14 protein-coding genes are annotated in these 22,915 nt (G+C 45.2%); 5 read left to right on the top strand and 9 right to left on the bottom strand.

Translation table 11 applies throughout. The features are described from left to right. Positions 1-29: 29 nt before the first annotated feature. From NB504_RS18370 to NB504_RS18350, 5 genes are all read right to left on the bottom strand, one after another. Entirely contained in the window at positions 30-6,218 is a 6,189-nt protein-coding gene (locus tag NB504_RS18370) for a non-ribosomal peptide synthetase (RefSeq protein ID WP_258429589.1), read from the bottom strand. 111 nt (positions 6,219-6,329) lie between these two features. After that, a complete protein-coding gene (locus NB504_RS18365) occupies positions 6,330-7,598 on the bottom strand; it encodes an MFS transporter (RefSeq protein ID WP_199871047.1) in 1,269 nt (422 codons plus the stop codon). 4 nt (positions 7,599-7,602) lie between these two features. After that, positions 7,603-9,546, bottom strand: a complete 1,944-nt coding sequence (locus NB504_RS18360; protein WP_309303459.1) for a TonB-dependent receptor — start codon at positions 9,544-9,546, stop codon at positions 7,603-7,605. 374 nt (positions 9,547-9,920) lie between these two features. Continuing rightward, positions 9,921-10,799 carry a helix-turn-helix transcriptional regulator gene (locus NB504_RS18355; protein WP_258429601.1) on the bottom strand — a complete coding sequence of 293 codons (879 nt, stop codon included), beginning with the start codon at positions 10,797-10,799 and terminating at the stop codon, positions 9,921-9,923. Positions 10,800-11,059: 260 nt separating this feature from the next. Further along, on the bottom strand, positions 11,060-12,040 hold the full coding sequence (locus NB504_RS18350; RefSeq protein ID WP_258429582.1) for an AraC family transcriptional regulator: 981 nt from the start codon (positions 12,038-12,040) through the stop codon (positions 11,060-11,062). A gap of 330 nt (positions 12,041-12,370) precedes the next feature. Here NB504_RS18350 and NB504_RS18345 point away from each other — a divergent pair, with 330 nt between their 5' ends. Continuing rightward, positions 12,371-12,679, top strand: a complete 309-nt coding sequence (locus NB504_RS18345; protein WP_258429581.1) for a hypothetical protein — start codon at positions 12,371-12,373, stop codon at positions 12,677-12,679. A 357-nt stretch (positions 12,680-13,036) separates the two neighbouring features. On the opposite strand, the gene NB504_RS18340 is transcribed toward NB504_RS18345, so the two are convergent. The 4 genes from NB504_RS18340 to NB504_RS18325 all read right to left on the bottom strand — a co-directional run bounded on the left by NB504_RS18340 (position 13,037) and on the right by NB504_RS18325 (position 19,418). Next, positions 13,037-15,616, bottom strand: coding sequence for a hybrid sensor histidine kinase/response regulator (locus NB504_RS18340; RefSeq protein ID WP_258429580.1), 2,580 nt, complete (start codon positions 15,614-15,616; stop codon positions 13,037-13,039). Continuing rightward, positions 15,609-16,805: an acyl-homoserine-lactone synthase gene (locus NB504_RS18335; RefSeq protein WP_258429579.1), complete on the bottom strand. Its 1,197-nt coding sequence runs from the start codon at positions 16,803-16,805 to the stop codon at positions 15,609-15,611. Before NB504_RS18335 ends, NB504_RS18340 begins: the two co-directional genes overlap by 8 nt. 263 nt (positions 16,806-17,068) lie before the next feature. Continuing rightward, the gene (locus tag NB504_RS18330; RefSeq protein ID WP_258429578.1) at positions 17,069-17,917 is read right to left on the bottom strand and encodes a universal stress protein; all 849 of its coding nucleotides are present in this window, start codon (positions 17,915-17,917) and stop codon (positions 17,069-17,071) included. A 10-nt stretch (positions 17,918-17,927) separates the two neighbouring features. Next, complete coding sequence (locus NB504_RS18325; protein WP_017048956.1) at positions 17,928-19,418, bottom strand: SulP family inorganic anion transporter; 1,491 nt, start codon at positions 19,416-19,418, stop codon at positions 17,928-17,930. A 299-nt stretch (positions 19,419-19,717) separates the two neighbouring features. Between NB504_RS18325 and NB504_RS18320 the strand changes: the two genes are divergently transcribed. The 4 genes from NB504_RS18320 (at position 19,718) to NB504_RS18305 (ending at position 22,906) form a co-directional block, all read left to right on the top strand. Further along, the gene (locus tag NB504_RS18320; protein WP_017046037.1) at positions 19,718-20,047 is read left to right on the top strand and encodes a metalloregulator ArsR/SmtB family transcription factor; all 330 of its coding nucleotides are present in this window, start codon (positions 19,718-19,720) and stop codon (positions 20,045-20,047) included. Between the two features lie 84 nt (positions 20,048-20,131). Continuing rightward, positions 20,132-21,190 (top strand): ACR3 family arsenite efflux transporter, encoded by a 1,059-nt coding sequence (gene arsB, locus NB504_RS18315; protein WP_017046038.1) that lies wholly within the window; start codon positions 20,132-20,134, stop codon positions 21,188-21,190. 351 nt (positions 21,191-21,541) lie between these two features. Beyond that, positions 21,542-21,883 carry a metalloregulator ArsR/SmtB family transcription factor gene (locus NB504_RS18310; protein ID WP_258429577.1) on the top strand — a complete coding sequence of 114 codons (342 nt, stop codon included), beginning with the start codon at positions 21,542-21,544 and terminating at the stop codon, positions 21,881-21,883. Positions 21,884-21,904: 21 nt separating this feature from the next. After that, the gene (locus NB504_RS18305) at positions 21,905-22,906 is read left to right on the top strand and encodes an ArsJ-associated glyceraldehyde-3-phosphate dehydrogenase (RefSeq protein ID WP_094147402.1); all 1,002 of its coding nucleotides are present in this window, start codon (positions 21,905-21,907) and stop codon (positions 22,904-22,906) included. Positions 22,907-22,915 lie beyond the last annotated feature (9 nt).

The raw sequence follows: 22,915 nt of genomic DNA, 5'->3' as shown, positions 1-22,915 counted from the left end.
TGTTGTGCATTTGATAGATTCTGTTCACGTCAATCGATGTGGGGGGATGACGTGGCTCGTTGACGACGGTTGGCTTTTCGATCGCTCACTCTTTGTTGCCTGCTTTTCAATGCTTCGTTTGAGCTATCGACCTTTTCCGCCTTCGATAACCAAGCCGCGAGTAAAGCCGGAGAGGGGTAGGCAAAAAGGTCGGTAACCGATAGCGGCATCGCCAGTGAATGTAAGGCGGTGTGTAGTTGAACCAGTTGCAAAGAGTTAGCCCCCGCATCAAAGAAGTTTTCTCTTTCGCTGATCGGTACATTCACAATCTGCTGAAACTGTTCGCGAATGGTTAAAATGGTTACCGGGTCGCCGCCGACTGGGGGCAAGATCGCTTCGTGGTTATCAAGCTTGCTTGGGCTGGGAATCAATCGAGTTACCCCTTGCGGTGCGGGAACCAGCAAGTTTAATGGCTGTGACCAAGACTCTGGTTGAGTCGCCAGCGTTTGCAACAGAGAGAGGTACTGGCTGAACATCTGTTCCAGTAAGGGCTGAGGCAATAATTCCTCGACGGCATCCCAGTTGAGGCAGAGTTGTCCTGAGGACTCATAGACTTGGTGATCCAACCATACCTGAGGGGTTTGTGATAGACCTCCTACCGGTTTAAGCCAACCCGAATCAGAGAGGAAATCGCGCTCAGAAGTGCCCAAGGCGCTGGTAAACACCACCGGCATAGTGGCGCTGGTACGCTGCTGCTGACGAGCCAATTCACGCATCACCCACACCGCAGAAACTTGGCTGTGTTTGAGATCGTTGACTAGCTGGTGTTGTAGACGCTGCAGGCTCGCGAGCCAATGCTGATCAGGCTGCCATGCGAGCAGCAGTAGGGTGGTGAAATCGCCCATGATCTGCCCAATATTTGGATGGACATCAGGTCTATCAAATAAAGTGAGGTTGAGGGTGAGTGCTTGCTGATCGCTCCAAGCGGAGAGGACACTGGCATATGCATTGATCAAGAGAGCCGATGGTGTGACTTGGTGTCTGGCGGCCAGCTTTTTCAAAGCTTGCCACTCTTGTGGAGACAGTGAGCCTGCGGCACGAATAAACTTAGGCTTGTGAATCTGGTTTGGATCACTTTGCAGAGGCAAAGCCGGGGGCGCAGGCAGATCGGCCAAGCGCTGCAGCCAATATTTTTTCGCCGTTGAACGTGTTTGCTTGGTGACCGCTTGTTGCTGCCATTCAACATAATCTCTAAAGGTGATCGCAAGCTCTGGTAAAGCAAGGTCGGGATTGTGGTAGAGCGCTTGCAGCTCAGAAAAGAAGATCTGCATGCTCAAGCCATCGAGCATCATATTATCGAGATTGACAAAAATTCGCGCCTCGCCGTGGGAAGCGCTAACCGCCTCAACCGTAAACAGCGGCCATAGCGCACTATTTTTTACCTGATGGGCTAATGCATCACGCAGGGCATTGGCTTGAAAACCATCAATATCATCCAATAAATGACAAGTCAGCGTAAAAGCAGGAACCTGAATCAAAACCTGCTGTTGATGATCACGCACTACGGCACGGAGCATATCGTGGCGCTGGATTAAGCGATTCATCGCTTGGTTAAAGCGCTCAACATCCAGTTGTTCAGCTCGAAACTCAATAAAGAATTGAGAGCTTATTTCTCCAAGTGCAAACCCAGATTGACGACCAACCCAATAGGCTTGCTGCACTTCCGTCATTGGGAAAGGCAGAAAACGCCGGCTGGGCTGTGCGACTAAAGGAGCAAGCGGGCTTGATTCATCAGCCGTCATTTCAATTAAACTGGCGGCGAATTGTGACAAAGTGGGATGGCTAAACAGAGCGGTTAAATCCGCCTGGTAACCCTGTTTGCGTAATTCCCCCATACAACGCGTTGCCAGTAAACTATCCCCTCCGATCAGGAAGAAATCACTGTCAGCTTGTAAATCTGAGCGATGAAATAACGCCTGCCAGACTTGAGCGACGATTTGCTCTTTGGTGGTCCGTACGGGTTGAGATTGTTCTTGCTGACGGCTGGTATCACGAGTGGATTCCATTAACGCTTTTCTATCGACTTTGCCATTTGTCGTGAGTGGCAGAGATTCAACAAAGGTAAAGCGTTTAGGCACCATATAAGCCGGTAGTAGTGAACTGAGTTTGGCGGATAATTGGCTGCTATCAGGGCTGAGCAAGACACGTTGATTTCTGAGCACATAAAGTCGTTGCTCTGTGGCCAGTGCCTCATGTTGTAAGTACAGTTTGGCGAGCTCAAAGTGGGTTGCGAGCTGCTGGTCCGATAAAAGAGTCGGGGCCTGTTGTAAAACCTGAGCACTGATCAAACTGGCTTCAGGTAAGCTTGCCATCTCATTGACCAACAGCATGCCTTCCGGCTTAAGTAATCCGGTGATGTGTTGCAAATAGTCAATAGAGTTGGTTTGGCGGTGCAACACATTATTGAGTAGCACTACGTCAGCTTGACCAGCAAGTGTATCCAGATGAGTCAGTGAACCATGTTGGATTGTGACATGGCTAAAACGTTGTAAACGTTGTGCGGCACGTTGGGTGAAGCTTAATGAAGAGTCTAAGGCATAGTAATACACCTTTTCAGGACCGAGCGCAGAGCAGATATGCTGTGCCAACAAGCCACTGCGCGCTTCGGTTTCAATCAAGACTATTGGTCTGCACAGTTGCTCTGCCAAGCTCGATATTGCCTTGATTGTGTGTGACAGCAAGGCCTGAAATGCTGGCGTTTTGAAGAGCATCACCTCAGGCGCAAGTTCTGTCTCCAGTATCACAGAAGGGGCCGCTTGGCCGGTGATGATTTGTTGCAGCAGTGGGCTGACTTGAGAAAAATTTGTGCAAAGTGCGCTGGTCTGTGGTTGTACACTAGATTGAGAAACGAGTTGATAGTAGTGTTCAGCGCCTTGTTGCTCTGTGGTGGCTTGACCTCTAGAACACAGCAGTTGCCACCACTGCTTAAAGAGTTCTAAATAGGGTGCACAGACACCATAAGATTGGGCTAGTTTGGCTAAAGGTTGAGATTGCAGGCTATTAGGCAGCGTCTGAAGTAAATGCCAGGATAAGAAATCCGCAACCTGAGATCCGGTGTCCTCAATGTCGGTATTAGGCTGCATTTCGAAAAGTGTTGCATAATCTTGTGGCAGCCGTGGGTCGGATTTTAATTGCGAGCAGAGCGTGGTTCCTTCGAGCACCACCACACATTCCAGTTGTTTATCTCGGCTGCCGGCGAGCTCAGTGGCCAGAGTGACGCCATGACGCACACCTTGAATACGATTCAAGGCTGCATCAATCTCTCCCAACTCAATGCGATGCCCCCCCACTTTGACTTGGTTATCCTTGCGGCCAAGGAACTCAAGAGTGCCGTCAGGCCAATAACAGCCCATATCTCCTGTACGATACCAACGTTGGATTTGATGGCTATCTGGACAAACAGCATGAACAAATTGTGTTGCTGTTCGCGGTTCATCATTCCAGTAACCTTGAGCAACCCCAAGACCCCCAATCCAAAGTTCACCTTGCACCCAATCAGGGCAGTCTCGGCCAGCCTCATCCACCACTCGATAAGCTTGATTGGTCAATGGGTAGCCATAAGGGATGGATCGCCAGTGTGGTTCAACGTGATTAACCAGATATTCGTTTGACCAAATCGCCGCCTCCGTTGCGCCGCCCATGGCACTGAAGGTACCGAGCGGACGGAAAGAGCGGTAGCGGCCGGGTAGCGAGAGATCAATCCAATCACCAGAGAGCATCACTGTTCTCAGTTGTTGCGGTGTGTTGAATTTCATCCCCTCGCAAAAAGTGAGGAACATGTCGAACAGCGCAGGCACACTATTCCAAAGCGTGACACTATGCTGCGTGACCAGTGAATTCCAAGCCATAGGATCACGAGTTTGCTGCTCTTTAGGTAGCACTAAGGCTCCGCCGGCCGATAACACACCGAAAATGTCATAAACCGAGAGGTCAAAATGCAGTGCAGCAACGGCGAATATTCGATCGGTATGGCAAACACGATGACGTTGGTTGATATCAAGACAAGTATTGAGCGCAGATTGGTGGGAGACTACCACCCCTTTCGGTGTCCCGGTTGAGCCGGAAGTGTAGATAATATAAGCCGCTTGCTCGGGTTGACATGAGTATGGCGATGTCTCAAGAGCAATATCGCCATGGGTTTGCCAATCAATGTGAGTGGCTGAGCTCCATGCAAACTTTTGCGCGCAGGTCTCACAGCGCAGCACAATGCGTACATTAGCACTCTCTTCAATCGCTTGACGACGGCTAAGAGGCTGATTAGGGGCAATAGGGACATAAACACCACCGGCGTGCAAAATAGCCAAAACGGCAACGATTTGTCCAACCCCTTTTTCCATACTGATGGCGACATGCTCACCACTTTGCATTCCAGCGTTGAGCAGTGTCTGGGCTAGCCGTTTGGCTTGGCTTACCAGATCGTTATAACTTAGGATTTGTTCCGCAGTGATAAGGGCGGTGTTGCTTGGGTTGGCTTGCGCTTGCTCAAAAATTCGCTGATGCAGTAAACCCTGAGGCGGCTCACTAGAGGTCTGATTACGTTCAGCCCGGATTTGGCGTTGGCTGGTTGGAAGCAAGTCTGGTAAGGGTGACCGCCATGCTGCTTGTCCTTGTAGTGTATGCTCAACCAACTGAATAAAGGCGCTAAACAGCGTATCCAGTAGACCTTGCGCAAACAGTTCATCCACCCCATCCCATTGCAGTGCAATACCATCACCTTGCTTAGATGCAACAAAATCGAGCCACACTTGTGGAGTTTGTGAAATTCCCCAACCGAGTTCACCCAGTGGGCTATGGGTATCATCACCAAATAGTGAATGGTTAAGATTACTAGTGAATACGATAGGGGCTCCGTAAGGATGGCTACCATGGCGTTTTAACTCACGCAACACCTCAACGCCAGACACAAAACGGTGTTCATAAATCTCAGCAAAACGTTGTTGCTGGGTTTGGCAAAGCTCAGCCAGACTGGCTTGGTTAATCTCGGTCGGTAAGAGCAGAATGTTAGTAAAGTCCGCGAGCATCTGCTGGACATGCTGGTTAAATGGGTGACAGTCAAATAAGGTTAGGTTAAGCAACAACTGGCTTTGCCCACTCCAACGTGACAGTACTGCTGCAAACAAAGTGGCAAGAGTCATGGTCGGTGTGACCTGATTGGCGGCGCAGAGCGTTTGCAGTTGTTGCCACTGAGTTGGATTTAACCAATGTTTACGCCGATGGAAAGTCGGTTTTTTAACTAAGGATGGGTCCTGCACTAAGGGTAAGTTGGGCGCAGGGGGCAGCAGGGGGGATTGCGTTTGCCAAAAATCATTAGCCGCCTTCTTTTGCGCCGCAAACTCTTGCTGTTCCTGCTGCAAATAACTGCAAAAATCATAATCGGAAGTATGAGTAGGCAAGGTTTTGTTTTGTAAGAGTAGCGAGAGCTCATTGAAAAACAAGCTAAAGCTGGAAGCATCCATCACCAGCAGATCAATGCTGACATACAGACGCCGCCGCTCATGAGAGAGTAAGGCAATCTGAAAATCGAAGGTTTGCCCATGTTCTACATCCAACACTTGATGACTCAATTGTTCACGAAGCGTCAGCATGGCTTGTTCAGCGTCATCATCGGTTAAATGACGTAAGTCGTGCACCGTAATATGGTATGGGGCGCTAGGCGCTTTCCAGCATTGAGTACCATCATTTTGGAAATGCACACAGAGCATGGGATGGCGTAGACGTAATTGATTCAGTGCCTGTTCAAGCGCGGAGGTTTCAAGACCGACACTATTAAACTCCTGATACAGATGACAACCATTGCCACCTAAGGCTTGCTGCGGATCACGGCCAATATAATAAGCCAGTTGTACCGAGGTCATTGCAAAGGGTGTTCCCTCTCTCATAGTGGGTAACAAGTTGGGTTGGCGTTGTTCACTGACCGCGCCAGCATTACCTGTGAGATTACCCGCGAGCTTGCTTTGAATAAGCTCACCAATTTGTGCCAATGTTGGATTTTGGTATATTTCTTTTAAGGTGAGCTTGCATCCGGCTCTGCGGCATTGATTTACCATACGCATCATCAGCATTGAATCGACCCCCAGCTCAAACAGATTGTCTGTTGCACTGATCGTGTCAATGGAGAGGCCTAATGATTGGCAAATTGCCTCTCGAAAGGTGGATAAAATCAGGTGTTGTTCTGACATAAGACATCATACCCCGGCAAATTTTAGGCAAAACTCTCCCGCCTGATGAACCGTGTCATCATGCAGAAAGTTAATGGAATAGCCCGCGTTATCGCGGGCGAAGTTTAGAAATTAAGCGTGTTCAGAGACATGGTAAATATCCTTATTGCCTAGCCTTAGCTGGTAGGCGTGAAATTGATACAGTGTCAGTAGGGCGCAGAGAGTAACGGAGAATGTCAGCAGGTAATGAACTTGGTAACCAAATTGAGCAATCACCCAGCCACACAGCATCGCCATTAGTATCGCGATCAACATATCCATCGATTGGAAAAGAGAGAAATCAACGCCTGCTTGATTACCATAGGACCATTCCATCATTAGGGTATATAGAGCAACAAATTTGGCGGCAACCAGAACCGTATTGAGTACATACAGCCCCTCTAGGCCATAGGTTAGCGGTATAATGTGTGCTGCATAGAAAGTGAATCCACTATATATCAACGCCTCCAACCCAAGACAAAAGAGAACAATGCTGATGGCGCTCACTTTTTTCATCAACCAACCACTTAGCCCTATCCCGATAAATGCGGTGATAATACCGCCACCAGCAACCAACAGACCAAGTGCTTCCAGTTCAATACCTTGATCGTATAAAAAGGGCATCATCATCGATTGCACCCCCCGAGTGCCTAACTGGCAAAGCGCGACTAATCCTAAACCCAAAGTTACCTTGGGGTTAGTAAGGGCTGCTTTCAGAGATGGATGGTGCTCATGATGAAGGTTTTGCACTGTTTTCAGTTTGCCAAATAAAGAGGTAGTTGGTAGCGACATGAAAAGGAGCAACGCCATCAGCAGTAGAATGGCATTTTGCCAACTGACACTGGCAGTGAGATAAATGAATAAGCCTCCACCAAACACGGCTCCTAGATAAGCACCACCTACTTGCATCACATTGCCGAAACGTCTTTGATCGGCAGGTAACTCATCAACAGCTAAGCCATCCGTGGTGATATCAGCAAAGGTTGAGAGTAAAGCCAATATGAGTACACCAACAAACAACAGCGTTTGGTCACTGATCACGGCGTTAAATGAGAAGGCTCCTAAAACCAGTAGCATACCGGTTTGCGCCAAGCCAATCAGGTAAGCGTGACGGGTCAAAGTGATGCCCTGTTGTCGAATGCTCTCCACATAAGGTGCCCAAAGAAATTTCAGGGCCCACGGCAGCATAGCTAAGTAGAAAAGCCCAATCTGAGAGGTAGAGATACCTTCTGAACGTAGCACTGCAGGGAGACCCTGCAGTGTAAACATTCCAATCAGGCTTTGGGTGGTATAAACCCCCGCTAACAGACTGAGCAAGGAAGCTTTGCTCAGCGTGGAATGTTTGGCTGTTTGAAAACTCATCCTATTACCACTCAAGTTTGATGTTAAGTCCGACTTCACGGCCGACCCCGTAGTTACTCAAGGCGACGCTGGAGTTTGGCATTGCGAATGAATAGGTTTTGTATTCTTGGTCGGTCACATTATTGCTAAACAGGCGCATCGAAAGGTGTGGGTTTACTTGGTACTGAATGGCTAAGTCGACTAAGGTGTAACCCGCTTGTGACAAGGTGTTTTTTTCATCGAAAAAGACGCTTGAGGTATAGCGAGCATTCGAGGAAAGGGAGACAGCACCATTAAACCAAGCCTGTGGTAATACATAGTCTATTCCGGCCACCAGTGTGGTTTTGGGTGCGTATGGTAGTGTGTTCCCCTCAATATCTTGGTTGCCCGATTTGAAGCTTGACTCACCGAAAGTGCCGCCTAGATTCAGGGTTAAATCATCCGTGGGATAGAAAGCGAGCTGCAACTCTAAGCCTCGGCTTTGCGCTTCCCCTAAATTGCGCAGCACTTGGCTACCAGGAGTCCCAGTATAGAGTTGAATATCATCAGTTCTTATCCAATACAGAGCCCCGCTTAGATCAACCATGTTGTCAGCTAAGCGAGTACGCCAGCCCAACTCTCCATTGAGGGATTTCTCTGCGCTGTAGCCATTTTTATCACCGCTACTGCGTGGCTGTAAACTGAACCCCCCAGGGCGATAACCACTTGATATAGAAGTAAATACTCTAGAGTCCGGTGTGATTTGCCAACCTAAAGCGGCTTTGGGGGATAGGGTGTTTTCTGATTTATTTTGTGCGTAAGCATCAATCATCCAAGACGGATTACCACTGTAATCCGCACGAGTCGAAAGGTGAGTGGCACGCAGCCCTAAAGTGAGGTCAATCTGTTCATTGAGCGCATAAATGGCTTGGCCAAACAGAGCGTATTGAGTTGCTTCAACCTGATTTGTGACTTGGGAGCCTACGCCAGATTTTGCGTCGAAGTCGCGTTGTTCAAAATAAGCACCAAATAGCGTTGATAAGGCATCGCTGACTTGCGTATTGGCACGTAGCTCTTGGCTAAAAGTATTTTGGTCTTCTTGCCAAGCTCCTCCAATAAACTGGCGATAGATGTTACGGTTTTGATAAGCCGTAACACTGGTCAATTGAGTTTCACCTAAATCGTAACCCATTTGCAGCGCATAGCTGTTAACGATACGTTTGAGCTGAGGGATCGCTTGGCTCGTCATTTTTTGGTCAAATTCAGCTTGGGTGAGATACCACTCTTCATGGCTATCCAGATTGCTATTGGCGACTGATAAGGTCAGAGTGAACGGCGAGTTGTGTGGTAAATAGTGTAAGCGAGCTAACCCACTGAATTGTTGACTATTATTAGCATTTTTCTGCTGACTTGGTAGGTGTTCAATGTTGCCATTGTCTTTGATTACGCGCAGTGCGATATCGGCGGAAAGCGAGTCATTGAGTGAGAGAGCTGCCGAAGCATTGAGTTGCTCATTGAGGTTACTGTAGCTCGCGCTAGCAACGGTTGTGTTCTGTCCAACGGTTTTTTTTGTGATGATATTGATAATACCACCTTGAGCATTACCACCGTACAAAGTGCCTTGCGGGCCTCTTAGCAGTTCGACGCGCTCAACATTAACAAGTGGTTGAGTTAAAAAGGCGCTGTCTTGCAACACACCATCAACATACAAGCTAATAGTGGGGGAATAATAATCCGGTGAACTGATGCCACGAATCGTCGTGTTGGCATAAGTACGATTACCGCGAGTTTGGATCAATAGACCCGGGAACACTTTCTCCAAGTCTTGAACTTGATCGACTCCGGCTTGCTCAAGCTCTTCTCCTGTTTTAATCAAGACCGAACTGTCCATCTGTTCAAGAAGGGTCGACTGCTTGCTCGATTCTACCACCATGACATCATGGCCACTTTCGAGTGCGAAAGCGGTTGAAGTGAACATAGTTAAGGTCATAGCTAAAGTTAATGGTGAAAGTTTAAGGCTGTTCCTATGCATTGAATCTGTTTTCCTGTGGTATCCATATTGAATTTATAGTGCCGATTCTGTCTTTTACCTGCTAACTGAATAAGGCATAAAAAGAGCGTGAATCGACGTTTATGATTCTTATTTAAACAAGTTGGAATAGAGCGGGTCGTCTGTTTTTGAACTTAATTAAAATTAAGTGTTTAATTTTATTGATTTTTATTTTATTTTCTGGTTTTGCTTTAGATGAGTTTCAAACAAATTACTGTCAAAGTAATAGCTGGTGGTGTTGGGCCAAAAATAGAGGATCGCCGTATGGCTCATGACGCTTTTGGGACCATCTTTTTAGGCGTGAGAGCACCCTGTTATGCTAGGTATTTGGATGGTGTACAACCGAATTCTTTTTTAAAAGCGGCGGAAAAATGTCCATGATTGGAGTAACCCACCTCATGAGCAATATGCGAAATAGTGTAGATTTCTGCGCTGAGTAGTTCAGCCGCTTTTGTCATTCTTTGCTGAGTGATGTACTGATGAATGGTGGTATTTAGTTCTTTTCGAAACCCCTGTTTGAGAGAGGTCTCATTGGTTCCAATTCGTCGAGCCAGTTCGGTGATGGTGGGTGGGAAAGTGTACTCACTATCAAGAATCCCCATCGCTTTTTCTAAGAGATTGTTATTATCGCCTTGTTGTTGAGTGCTGTCATCGCAGACTAGATATCGGGCTGCATCACTGATGAATGAGTAGCAAAGCTGGCGTTGAATCGCGCTGTTTTGATTATGGGTCTCTGAAAGTTTTACGGCCATAAATTGCAACGCAGCAGAAGCTGTTCTGATTAGGAAAAACGGCTCTCGACGTCCTAACTTATCTGCTAGTGGCTCACTTATTTGCATGATGTTGATGTACTCAAGCAATAGAAGTCTTGGGACTTGCAGTGCAAATAACTGAGTGATTTGCGGCTGATAGCGACAGAAGCCATGACGTGTATCGGAATAACAAAGAGCAATAGTATTGGCCGGAAAAATCTTTGCCGTATTTAAGCCATTAATTTGATAGTAAACCGCATTCCCTAAATTCAGCATGATAGTCACACTGTCGTATTCGGTTTTATCGGTTGTATCGAGTTGGGTGGGTGTTTCAAACCTTCCCTTAAATTGGCTCATCACCATGTCATCATTGATCACACAGCAACGTAACGAAAATTCGCAATGTTCATGCTTAAAAACGATATTGCCATTGGTCTGCATGGACTCTTCCAGTAAATCCAAATTAAATGGAACTCGATAGTAAGGCATAGTGAAATCACGTCCGATTGGTTTATGAGAAAAGTTATCATTATCATGATTGTCTGTCTAGGGAGTGATTGATGATGACTATTCAACTGTTCAACAAAAAAGCGTATTCAACAAAATGCGCATAAAAAAGGGACAAGATGACTTCACCAGCACGACTACTGTTCTGTTAGGAAAGAGAAACCTTGACTGGTTTAAGCTTTATTTATCGATATTTAGGGACGTTGACGATGTTTCCGATATTGTAGAGGGTTCTGCCCAAAGTGTTGTTTGAATAGTTTGCTAAAGTGAGAAGGGCTGGCATATCCCACTTGATAAGCGATGTCGATAATCGGGCGATCGGTCTGCTCTAATGATTCAGCTGCTATTTTCATTCGTGTGTGTTGAAGAAGTTTGGAAAATGTCGTATTAAAAAGCAGTTTAAAACCTCGTTTGAAGCTGGTTTCATTCGTGCCTACTTGTCGACAAAGCTCGCTTAAGCTCCAATTTTTTTCTGGTTCTGAAGAAACCATCGAGTGCGCTTTGCGTATCCGATTTAAGGTTCGACTGGAAAGGGAGGAGCACTCACTGTCCTTTTTGTTGCTTTTTATCATCTCAAGCTGGCTGAGTAGTTTGGCCAAACATTGATAAGCCTGTGAGACGGCATACAAGCTACCAGCACCAGTTTGGTTGGTTAAGCCAGTTTGCAACTGGTTAATAAATTGCTGAATTTCAACACTGGTATCAAAGACAAAACGGCGTTTTTCCGTTAAAGGATTAATACCATTGTCACGCAAACTCTCACTCATTTGCTGGTAAATAGTCACCAGAAGTTGGCAGTCAAAGCGTATATCGGCAATCTCGACGTAACTCTCTGTTTCACTAATGAATACATCGTTAAAGGTATTAACTGAGAAAATCAGTACACTTTTTCCGTTGTGTAAACTGATGGGCTCATTATCATGACTGTACCAAATGAGCTGCTCGCCTTTAATTACGGTCAGTAAACGTAGGCAGTATCGTTCAGAGTGAGTCTTCGGTTCATACGACGTACAGCCACCATATCCCGATAGCGTATGTATATTGCAGCCAAGGCATCCCCCAAAAGATTGACAGGCAAGCGGTTGTCGCGGAGTCGGCACGCTTGACTGATGGCTTAGGCAGCGTTTTGGTAAGCGTATGGATGTGGAGTTTGGTTTTAAATCAACACGATTCATTTTAGATACCATTCAAAAATGCTTGGGTCGGATTTACCCCTAGTGTTTCGTCTGTGTAATGAAAAGCGTGCCACGCAAAGAAGTCATGAGTTCTATCGAGATCTCTCATCGTTATTATTATTCGTTTTATAAAACTGAAAGTTATTTTGTGGCGTTTTATGATTACCGTCTGCTCAATTTGGAAGTGATTTTTCATGATTAGGAGTCTGAATTGAGTAGTGGACTGACGTGACTATGTTGTAAGATCGAACAAATGAAGGAACCATGTTCGTCCCCAATCTCTGTCGTCTTCTATACTATGGATAGAAGTGTCATTTTTGAGGGGAAGAAATGCCAAGTAAATTCAATACCCTGATAGGAGTGGTATTGCTTTCTCCTACCTTGATTTTCGCCAAGATCAATATGGCTGAAGTGAATGCCTATGCTTACGAAGGATTGGCGGACATGTGTACCAATTCGCGCTCTATCTCCAGAGATCAGCAGAAAGATATGCAGGCTATCTACCTCAAGATCAAAAATCAGCGTAAAAAAGGCTTACCCGCCGATGATGATTTTGCCCATTATGCTGCGAAACAGTTGTGGGACATCCATAATCCCCCTCACTACGAAGAGTGTATCGCGCTGTTAAAAAGAAAATAATTGCCTAGTAAGAAAAAAGCCGCCAAAAATAGGCGGCTAAAAGTGTGCAAGCAAAGGTGTTGTTTAAGTCGAACCTGTCTTTCGCTACAAACAATAGACTGAAAAGGTGCGGTGCTCAACCCTGTCGTTCATGAAATGAGATATGAAACAAGGTGTATATGTAATTGTTGCATGTATAACTTGCATGGGTTCATTAGGTATTCAGCTAGAACCACTTGGGTGCGCTGAGGTCAAAGCTTGGCGAGTATAGGTAGTAGACGGTTTATAATAGATTATGCGGTTTTAAAATGTCAGCCAGCACTGAAATGGTTTTGGTACTGGCTGAGTTTTATCTAGATGTTGGTATCTTCAATCACGTCAAATAACCGTTCCACTCTTTGCTGTATGAGCATTGGGTACAACGTCTCTATTTAACCAATGGCTGATTACTTGCTGTAACGCATTTAATGACGTCGGTTTCTCTAAACGACCGTCCATCAGCTTGCTAATCATTTCTAGCTCACGTTCGCCAGATTCACCTGACAGCGCAATGATAGGAACCTGCGGAGAATGCGCCTTAATGATTTTGCTGGCTTCAAAACCATTCATAACTGGCATTTGAATATCCATCAAAATCAAATCGATGGAATTCGCTTTAAAGATTTCTACTGCATTTTCACCGTTGTTTGCCTGCAAGTTGTTAACACCAAGTTGGTTCAGATACATTTGAACTAGTGAGCGTTGTACTTCTTTATCGTCAACGATGAGCACCGTGGGTGCTTTGTTATTGATTAGAAATGGCTTATCGATTGGTTGTATATCGTCAACGGTTCTTTGCTCTGTATTCGGTTTAGGTTGTTGCCAACTTTTGAAATCAGGAGTACGAAGCGAGTCGGCTTGGGGGGCATTGGGTACCATAGGAAAGTATAAGTGGAATTCCGTAAACTCCCCCAGTTTCGATTTGCATTCAACTCGGCCGCCAAAAGAGCGCATGACACGCTGGCAATAGCCGAGCCCCAGACCGCTGCCTCCGCTTTTTTGATAAGAGAAAAAGTCATCGAAAATTTTATAAGAAATGGCGTCGTCAATCCCCGGGCCTGTATCTCTGAAGATTAAAATATTTTCATAAGTACCGATTTGAGTTGTGATCTCAATTTGGCTATTTGGGTAGGAATCAAAATAATAAATTGCGTTACGAATCAAGTTGAAAATAATAAAGTTGAATAAGGTTTCATTAAGTTTTGCTACGAAGTCATCTTGTTGTGGTAAGTGAATTCGCTCAATTACTTTCTCGTTCTCAAAGCCATATTGACTGACCGCCTGATCAACGGCTTTGTGGATCGACGTCATCGTAATCGGTTCGTGTTCAGGTGAACTATCGCTGACCTCGCGCAAGATAATATCAATCAACTGCCGCCCACGTTGAATAGCCGCTTGGCCGTTCTCAATATCCTGTTTAATTTGTTGTGCGGGCGCTTGACTATCAATATGTTGCTTTAAAATTTCAAAATGTAATTGTACTTGAGCGAGCGGGTTACGCATTTCATGCGCAATTGAATTCGCTAATGCGCGACTTTGGCAGACACGTCTATCCGCTTCAATAATACTTTGTATTCGGGTTAGCAAGGTTTGAAGTGCAGCGATTTCTTCATTAGAAAACATCTGATTATTGATTTTGTGTGGTGAGATTAATAAATGTGTGACCAATTTGCTGTGGCCAAACAGTGGCATAACCAACGCAGTATTGTTTGAGCTCATTTTGTCATAAAGGGCTTTGATCGAGTTTTTTGCCGCGGTTTTGTTGTCTAATTTTTCAAACAATTCATCAAACACTAGTGCGGTTTGTTTGGATGAAAGGTAACGTTCGTAGACGGTTTCGTTATAGTTACTATTAACGAACTGCAGCTTATCATCGGCGATGTATAATAACTGGCCTAAACGGCGCATCGCATCATCAATTGACCGCTTGAAATCGTCTTCCAAAGCGAGAATTTGCTCTACAGGAGTCTGCTGATTGCCGTAAATCAGTAAAGAGGCGTAACGGCTCAAGCGTTTGTAGAGTGGATTCCAAGTAATACCAATAAGTGCACAGAGTGGTATTGCAATCAGCCATTGGTTGCTGTCGGTGAGAGGGATGAAGATCGCGCCGAGCGGTATGAATAAAACCCCACATACTAACGCAGTATTGAGACACAGGTAAGCAAGGTATTTCACACTGTAGAAGCGTGAAGTGATAAGAGCATAGCCAACAAACATCATTTCGCTGATGGAGAGTGCCGGAGGCAGCCAAGTGAGTGAAAAGTTTTGAAGGAAAAAAGGCATTGCGACTTGCATTACGAGTGTTGAAAGCATGAATACCAAGATTCCTGCAATCATATAATTGGTTTTAGTCAATATGAGTTTACTGCTGTTGGCTCGTAAGGCGACTATGTTGGCTAAAGTAAGAGCAAGAAAGCTCATTAGTCCAATAAAAAAATACTTTGTATGAGGACCAAATTCGATAACGAACTGACTGGGACCCGTAATCTCGACATGTTTTATGGTCAAATCAGGAAGGAAATTAATATAAAGGGAATAAAACGTCAGGATAATAAAGAATGTTTGTTGCCATAAGCGTACCTTATTTTTGAGCTGATCGGGTAATAGTCGGTAAGAAAAGTAACATGCAAAGGCAAACGCAGAAAAAGAAGCGAGGTTGGCAAGTTTGGCCATAAATACGGCCGATGAAGCTCCAAGAATAGGCAATAAATCAGTATGAAAGTAGGCATTACTGCTGATCCACGCAACGATACATATCGAATATGCTATGTAGGGTAGGTGATGTGTCCCCCAGATCACTTCATTTTTTTGTTTAAGACGATAACAATAGTAGGTTAGCCAGACTAGCACCATAGCTACCGCTGTGATAAGCGTTATTGCCTTAGGATAGAGAATTGGCTCTAAGCTGAAATTAAGCATACTCTTCCTTTTTGATTAAATCGTACTTTCTGCTTTGAGAAACCGCATGTTTATAGTCACGAAAATCGGCATTACTGAAGACGCGGTTCATTGATTCGAAATTCCAGAAACCACGATAAGTTTTTACTCCGTCGTTATTCAGATCGCAATATCCACAATGGAAGTACGCTTTCGGGTTAATAGCTTGATAAAAACTGAGCATGAAGGGTTGTTCGATAATGGTGAAACCGATTTTGTATCCTACCTGATGCATTACTTGCATGAATTTTTTTTGAGCAAGGTAGAGAAAATAGAGCTTTTGCTGAGCGTTACCACTGACGGTTAAACGCAGCACTTCACAGACCGCTCGCTTATCAGCCAATTGTAGCTGGAATTGCTGATCGAATTCTGGGAGAGAGTCGCATTTCGACAGTGCTGGTTTGAAAAGCTGTAATTCCATCAAAACATCGTAACTATGATCGGGTAAGCAGAACTGCCACTGCTTATTACTGAACTGTGGCACATAGCTGAGCCAAGTCTGATTTACTGACCAATCTTGTACCAACATTGAAGCGACCAGTGTGGGAGATGCTTCGTTATCAGGATGCTTGAGTAAAACAAAGTGCTTCCCTTTTTGTGATAAGGACAATAAAGGCAGCATCTCGTACCACTTTTCGCCTTTAATAAATAGCTCAAGATTGCTCAAGGTGATCGCATCTTTGATAGGCATTTTTTGCGGGTGACTGGGCATTGTGACCCAAAGTTCAGAATCCTCTATCTGGTCGATCAAAAAACCACGGTAGGCACAGTCTTTAAGTGGCAGTTCGATACGAGGAGGAGTATCCGCTTCGATAGGGAATAGTGTTTTTATAGCCGCAATTTCGCATTCACACCAGAAATCTAGCCAATGCGGATAGCACTCGCTGACGGCTTGTTCAAGATGTGCTATCTCTCCACCTAACGTATTCGGATAGAGCCGGATGAGCTCTCGGTAGTCCATCAATTCAAACAGTACTGAGAAGCTTTTATTGTGATGTTCAGGAAATAGGTTGAGTAATTGGTTTTTGCGGTGATCTGTAACGGCGCGGAAAAGATCAGCTAGTTGCTGTGGTTGATAAGTATTGATGACGAACTCTACCAGAGCCCGCTGTTTTTTTTCAATAGGCAGACTGCTTGTCAGCCGTGAGCCTAAAGATGATATTATTTTCATAGAGTTAACCTAGCCTAGGTTTATTTAATTATTTTTTTATTAGTTTTATTAGATAGGCTCCAGTAAATGAGACTTTGATTTAGGAGAGTATTTAGCGTCACGTCAGTTAGTGACCGTAACCGCGATTTTATTTGTACCTAACATCCTAAGTACCAGTTGCATATCCGCAGCAAGTTTACTACTTGCACTTACCCTTCACAACAGAGTTTTATAATAAAAGCCTTCCGAAGAAGGCTTTATCTATATAGTTAATTTATCAATTATTATCGTATCAATAGCATCGGTACGCTTGATTCGGCTAAGAGCCGAGTGGTGTTACTGCCAACAAAAAACTGACGAAGTTTAGAGTGTCCAAACGCGCCCATGACGATCATGCCAAGTTGGTTTTGTTGTTGGTACTGAAGAATCGCCTTATGAACTTCGCCAGATAAGCACGCTTCCACAACGTGAATACCGTGTTCACACAATTTTTCGGCGGCAGCTTTAAACGCGATCGCTTTATCGTGGTTATCTTCCACCATCACCAAATGGCATTCTAGCCCTTTCAGCAGCGGTGTTTTAATCGCTTTATCCACTAATTTCTGGCTAATTTCACTGCCATCAAAGGCTAATAGATAGCTTTGTGGTGGCGTAAAATCACCCGTTGCCACTAAGGTGTGCGACTTCATTGTACGCACGATACTCTCTAATTGAGATCCAACAGCCATGGCGTCGTTTTGATGCACTTCACCTGATTTACCGACCACCAATACACGAATTTCGTTTTCAAGATCAAGCAAAGTCTCCAGCAGGTTGCCGTGCTTTTGCAGTTTATGCACATCTTGTAAACCTTGTTCATGAGCTTTAGTTTCTAGCTCATTGAGTAACGCTTTACCGTGCCTTAAGGCCAGCTTAGAACGCTTTTCGTCTAGTTCAACCAGCTCTTTCAATAGCTGTTCTCGGCTGCCTAAACCGATGTTACCAGACAGCTCACTTTCGGTTTGATTGGCCGCCTTATCAAGTACGTGCAATAAGGTTAACGGTGCGTGTAAGCTTTTGGCGGCCCACACGCTTAAATTGGCGACCGACTGTGAATAAATCGATCCATCGATGCAAGCAATAATCTTGGTCATAATCTGTTCCTTAATGTCCGCCCATCAGCTTTTCAACTTCTTCTGGCTTACCATGCACGCCGAATTTATCGACAATCGTTGCTGTTGCTTCATTCATACCGATGATGTTTACATCGGTCCCTTCGCGTCGGAATTTGATAACAGCACGATCTAGCGAAGAAACCGAAGTAATATCCCAAAAGTGCGCTGCAGAGAGGTCGATAGTGACACGCTCTAAGACCTCTTTGAAGTCAAACGCGTTCATAAATTGATCTGACGAAGCAAAGAAGACTTGCCCAACAACACGATAGGTACGCTCTTCTCCATTTTCAGAGAGTTCACTTTTAACCACCATGAAGCGGCCAATTTTGTTAGCAAAGAAAAGAGAAGCAAGCAGCACGCCGACACCGACACCGATCGCTAAGTTATGGGTTGCAACCACAACAACAACGGTCGCGATCATCACGATGCTGGTAGAAAGTGGGTGAGTTTTGAGATCCTTTACCGAACTCCAAGAGAAGGTCCCAATGGAAACCATGATCATTACCGCGACTAAAGCCGCCATCGGGATGAGCTTGAGCCAATCACTTAAAAACACCACCATGATGATCAGTAGAATACCGGCGCAAAAAGTAGAGAGCCTGCCGCGTCCGCCGGATTTAATGTTGATGATCGATTGACCAATCATCGCACAACCGGCCATGCCGCCAAGAAAGCCAGTGGCAATGTTGGCGATACCTTGGCCTTTACATTCGCGATTTTTATCACTGCTGGTATCGGTTAAATCGTCAACAATGGTTGCTGTCATCATTGATTCTAATAAACCGACAACGGCCAATCCGGCTGAATAAGGAAATATAATCCATAAGGTTTCAAGGTTGAGCGGAACATCTGGCCATAAAAATATCGGTAAAGTATCTGGTAATTCACCCATATCGCCCACAGTGCGAATATCAATGCCAAAGCTGATAGCAATCAGAGTTAAGGCGATAATGCACACTAATGGCGAAGGTAGCAATTTGCCAACCACAGGAACGTAGGGGAATAGGTAGATAATCGCCAGCCCACCGAGTGTCATGGCATAAACGTGCCATGTTACATTGGTCAGCTCTGGTAATTGCGCCATAAAAATCAGAATCGCCAGCGCGTTAACAAACCCCGTCACGACCGAACGTGATACAAAACGCATCAAATCGCCCAGTTTGAGGTAACCGGCCAGTATTTGTAGAACCCCGGTCAAAACAGTGGCTGCCAGTAGATATTGCAAGCCATGCTCTTTGACTAAAGTGACCATCAACAGCGCCATTGCTCCAGTAGCTGCTGAGATCATGCCGGGTCGTCCACCGACAATTGAAATGATCACGGCAATACTGAATGAAGCGTAAAGGCCGATTTTAGGGTCTACACCTGCGATGATAGAAAAGGCTATTGCCTCAGGAACTAATGCTAACGCAACGACAGTGCCAGCTAGAACATCCCCTCGCACATTGGAAAACCAATCGCGCTTAATATTTTGTAGCATACTTGATCTCTAAAAAATGAAATAAAAAGGTGAGTTGTGAGAGGTAAAGATCAATCTAGGGCGGCGTAAGCAGCATTCGCAACGTCTCTTAGTTGATTTTTAAAATGTGATCCTAATCATTGATGTGGTATAGGTCAACCAAACGATCGTTATTTGTATTGCAGTAATCATTTCTCCCGTTATCACGCTGCTTTTCAAGCGCCGCCCGTCGTGCGCGAGGCGAGGATAGTTCTGGTGTTTGACTTTTATTCTTTTGCTCCTTACACTAAAACACATTCGATATTCCATATGTATTGTTTATGTGCCGCAGTTTATCTTTTTATAAATCCTTGTCTGAAGAAACGAGGCTCAAATCCTTGCTGTTGATGAAGCACAAAGGGCAGTTGTGTGTGTGTGATTTAATGAATGCGTTGCAATTAAGTCAGCCCAAAGTGTCCCGTCATTTAGCTGAACTGAGAAAAAATGAGCTAGTGATTGATGAACGTCGCGGCAAGTGGGTGTACTACCAAATCAATCCTGAGCTGGAAAGTTGGATGGTGCAGATATTGGACATCACGCTGAGCCACAATACCGCATTGATTGCGCAAGAGCTAACGCGTATTGCTGGCCCATCTTGCCAAAATGAATGAAATTTTAGCGTTACTATGTCGCCATGGCTGTAAGTAGAAAGTTGTGCGCGGCTCCCTTTTTAGACTGACCGAGAGATGTGATGTATGAGTGAATTACCTGTCTGCGCAGAAGCCTCTGCAGCCGAAAAAATGAGTTTTCTCGATCGCTATCTAACCTTGTGGATTTTCCTTGCGATGGGGTTAGGGGTAGCGATCGGTGTCTTCTTTCCGCAAGTGGCGCAGTGGAATGAGAGCATGTCGGTCGGTTCGACCAATATTCCGCTGGCGATCGGTTTGATTTTGATGATGTATCCACCACTGGCAAAAGTGAATTACAGCCTACTAGGTGAAGTGACTCGTGATAAACGCGCCATCACACTCTCTTTAGTGATGAACTGGATTATCGGGCCTATCTTGATGTTTGCATTGGCGATCATTTTCTTACGCGATTATCCCGGTTATATGGTCGGACTGATCTTAATTGGTCTGGCGCGTTGCATCGCGATGGTATTGGTGTGGAATGATATCAGCGGTGGGAACAAAGAGTACGGCGCAGCGTTGGTGGCGCTCAACAGTGCATTTCAAATTGTCACTTACAGTTTTATGGCGTGGCTATTTATTACTGTTTTGCCGCCGTATTTTGGGCTCGAGAGCTTTGTGGTTGATATTACCATTCTCGATATCGCAGAAAGTGTGCTGATTTATCTCGGTATCCCATTTTTAGCTGGCTTTTTGAGCCGCAAATGGTTGGTGGCCGCGAAAGGTGAGCAATGGTACAACGAGGAGTTTATTCCGCGTATTTCACCGATTACGCTAGTGGCACTACTAGCGACGATAGTTTTGATGTTCAGCCTGAAAGGCGAGATGATCATTGAACTGCCGATGGACGTGATACGCGTTGCCATCCCTTTAGTGATTTATTTCTTAGTGATGTTTTTTGTCAGCTTTTTCATTGGTAAAAAACTGGGCATTCCTTACGATCAAAATGCCTCAATTGCTTTTACCTCATCAGGCAACAACTTTGAACTGGCGATTGCGGTCTCCATTGCCGTGTTCGGTTTAAATTCCGATCAAGCATTTGCGGGTGTGATTGGGCCCTTGGTTGAAGTGCCGGTGTTGATTGCCTTGGTCAACGTCGCGCTGCGTATGAAAAAGAAATACTAGCGCTCTCTGAGTCCGAACTTCAGGATATTTTTCTCATTAAATTTCATAACCGTAGACTGTTTTAAAAATGTGAAATGTTTGTGAATGAATTAGAAACGTCATCTATGTTCTGCTACGCACGAACTCTTGATCCCAATGTTGCGATGCATCGGGGTATGATCGGCGTATCAAAAATAGATCTATTGGGAAATCGATTGTAATCAAAATGCCACAAAAGCCCTGCAACATACCATCAGCTATTTTACTGCTCGCTTTAGCATTGTTCTCTGAAGTCAGCGGTAACTTTTCTATTGACAGCGATTTCTTTTTATATGATACATATGTACATCCGTATATGCAGAGATAAGTAAAATGCTACCTCATCAGTTTTTTAAATTGCTGTCCGATGAAACACGGGTGCGCTGTTTGCTCATGATTGCACGCGAGCAACGAGTGTGTGTCGGCGAGTTGACGCAAGCGTTAAATGAAAGCCAACCGAAAATTTCTCGCCATCTGGCTCTACTTCGTTCCAGTGGCGTGGTGGTTGATACAAGGCAAGGCCAATGGGTGTTTTATCGGTTATCGGACCAACTACCCGGATGGATGAAAAAACAAATTCAAGGGCTGGTGGAATCCAACTGCCTGAAAAAAGAATACCAACAAGATATGCAAAGGCTGGCAGAGATGGAATATCGCCCAGAATGCTGTGTTTAGAAGGGATAAAAGGAAATAAATATGTCGATTAAAGTCGGAATTAACGGATTTGGCCGCATTGGTCGTTTAGCATTAAGGGCGTCATTTGATTGGCCAGAGATCGAATTTGTCCAGATTAACGACGTTGCGGGTGACGCGGCGACCTTGGCTCATTTGCTCGAATTTGATTCAATACAAGGCCGTTGGCATCACCAAGTGACAAGCGACGGTAATGCGATCATTGCCAACGGTAAGGTTATTCGTACCTCACAACAAAAAGCGATCAATGATGTGGATTGGTCTGGTTGTGATGTGGTCATCGAAGCAACAGGCAAACACCGCAAATCTGAGTTTTTGAATCAGTATCTCGCGCAAGGTGTCAAACGTGTGGTGGTATCGGCCCCGGTGAAAGAAGCGGGGATTGCCAATATCGTGGTTGGGGTCAATGACCACATCTTTGATCCACAAATACATCAGATTGTTACGGCCGCTTCTTGCACAACCAACTGCATTGCGCCTATCGTCAAAGTGATTCACGAGCAACTGGGTATTGAACATTCCTCGTTTACGACCATTCACGACTTGACCAATACGCAAACCATTTTGGATGCACCGCATAAAGATCTACGTCGTGCGCGTGCTTGTGGTATGAGTTTGATCCCAACAACTACAGGTTCTGCGACAGCGATTGTGGAAATCTTCCCCGATCTGAAAGACAAAATTAACGGTCACGCGGTGCGTGTGCCGCTAGCCAATGCCTCGTTAACCGACATTATTTTTGATGTGAAACGCGATACCAGCGCGGAAGAAGTCAACGCGCTACTTAAAGCGGCTTCAGAAAATGAGCTCAAAGGCATTCTCGGTTTTGAAGCGCGGCCATTGGTATCGATTGATTATAAAGGCGATCAACGTTCAACGATTGTCGACGCACTCTCGACCATGGTGGTGGGCAAGCGCATGGTGAAAATTTACGCTTGGTATGATAACGAAATGGGTTACGCAACGCGTACTGCAGAATTAGTACGCAAAGTCGGTTTGGCATAAAGGAGCAAA

The organism is Vibrio sp. RM-69-4 (assembly GCF_024743775.1).
GTDB lineage: Bacteria > Pseudomonadota > Gammaproteobacteria > Enterobacterales > Vibrionaceae > Vibrio > Vibrio anguillarum.
The sequence above is the reverse complement of the archived record's forward strand: the minus strand, read 5'-3'. Positions and strand labels throughout refer to the sequence as shown.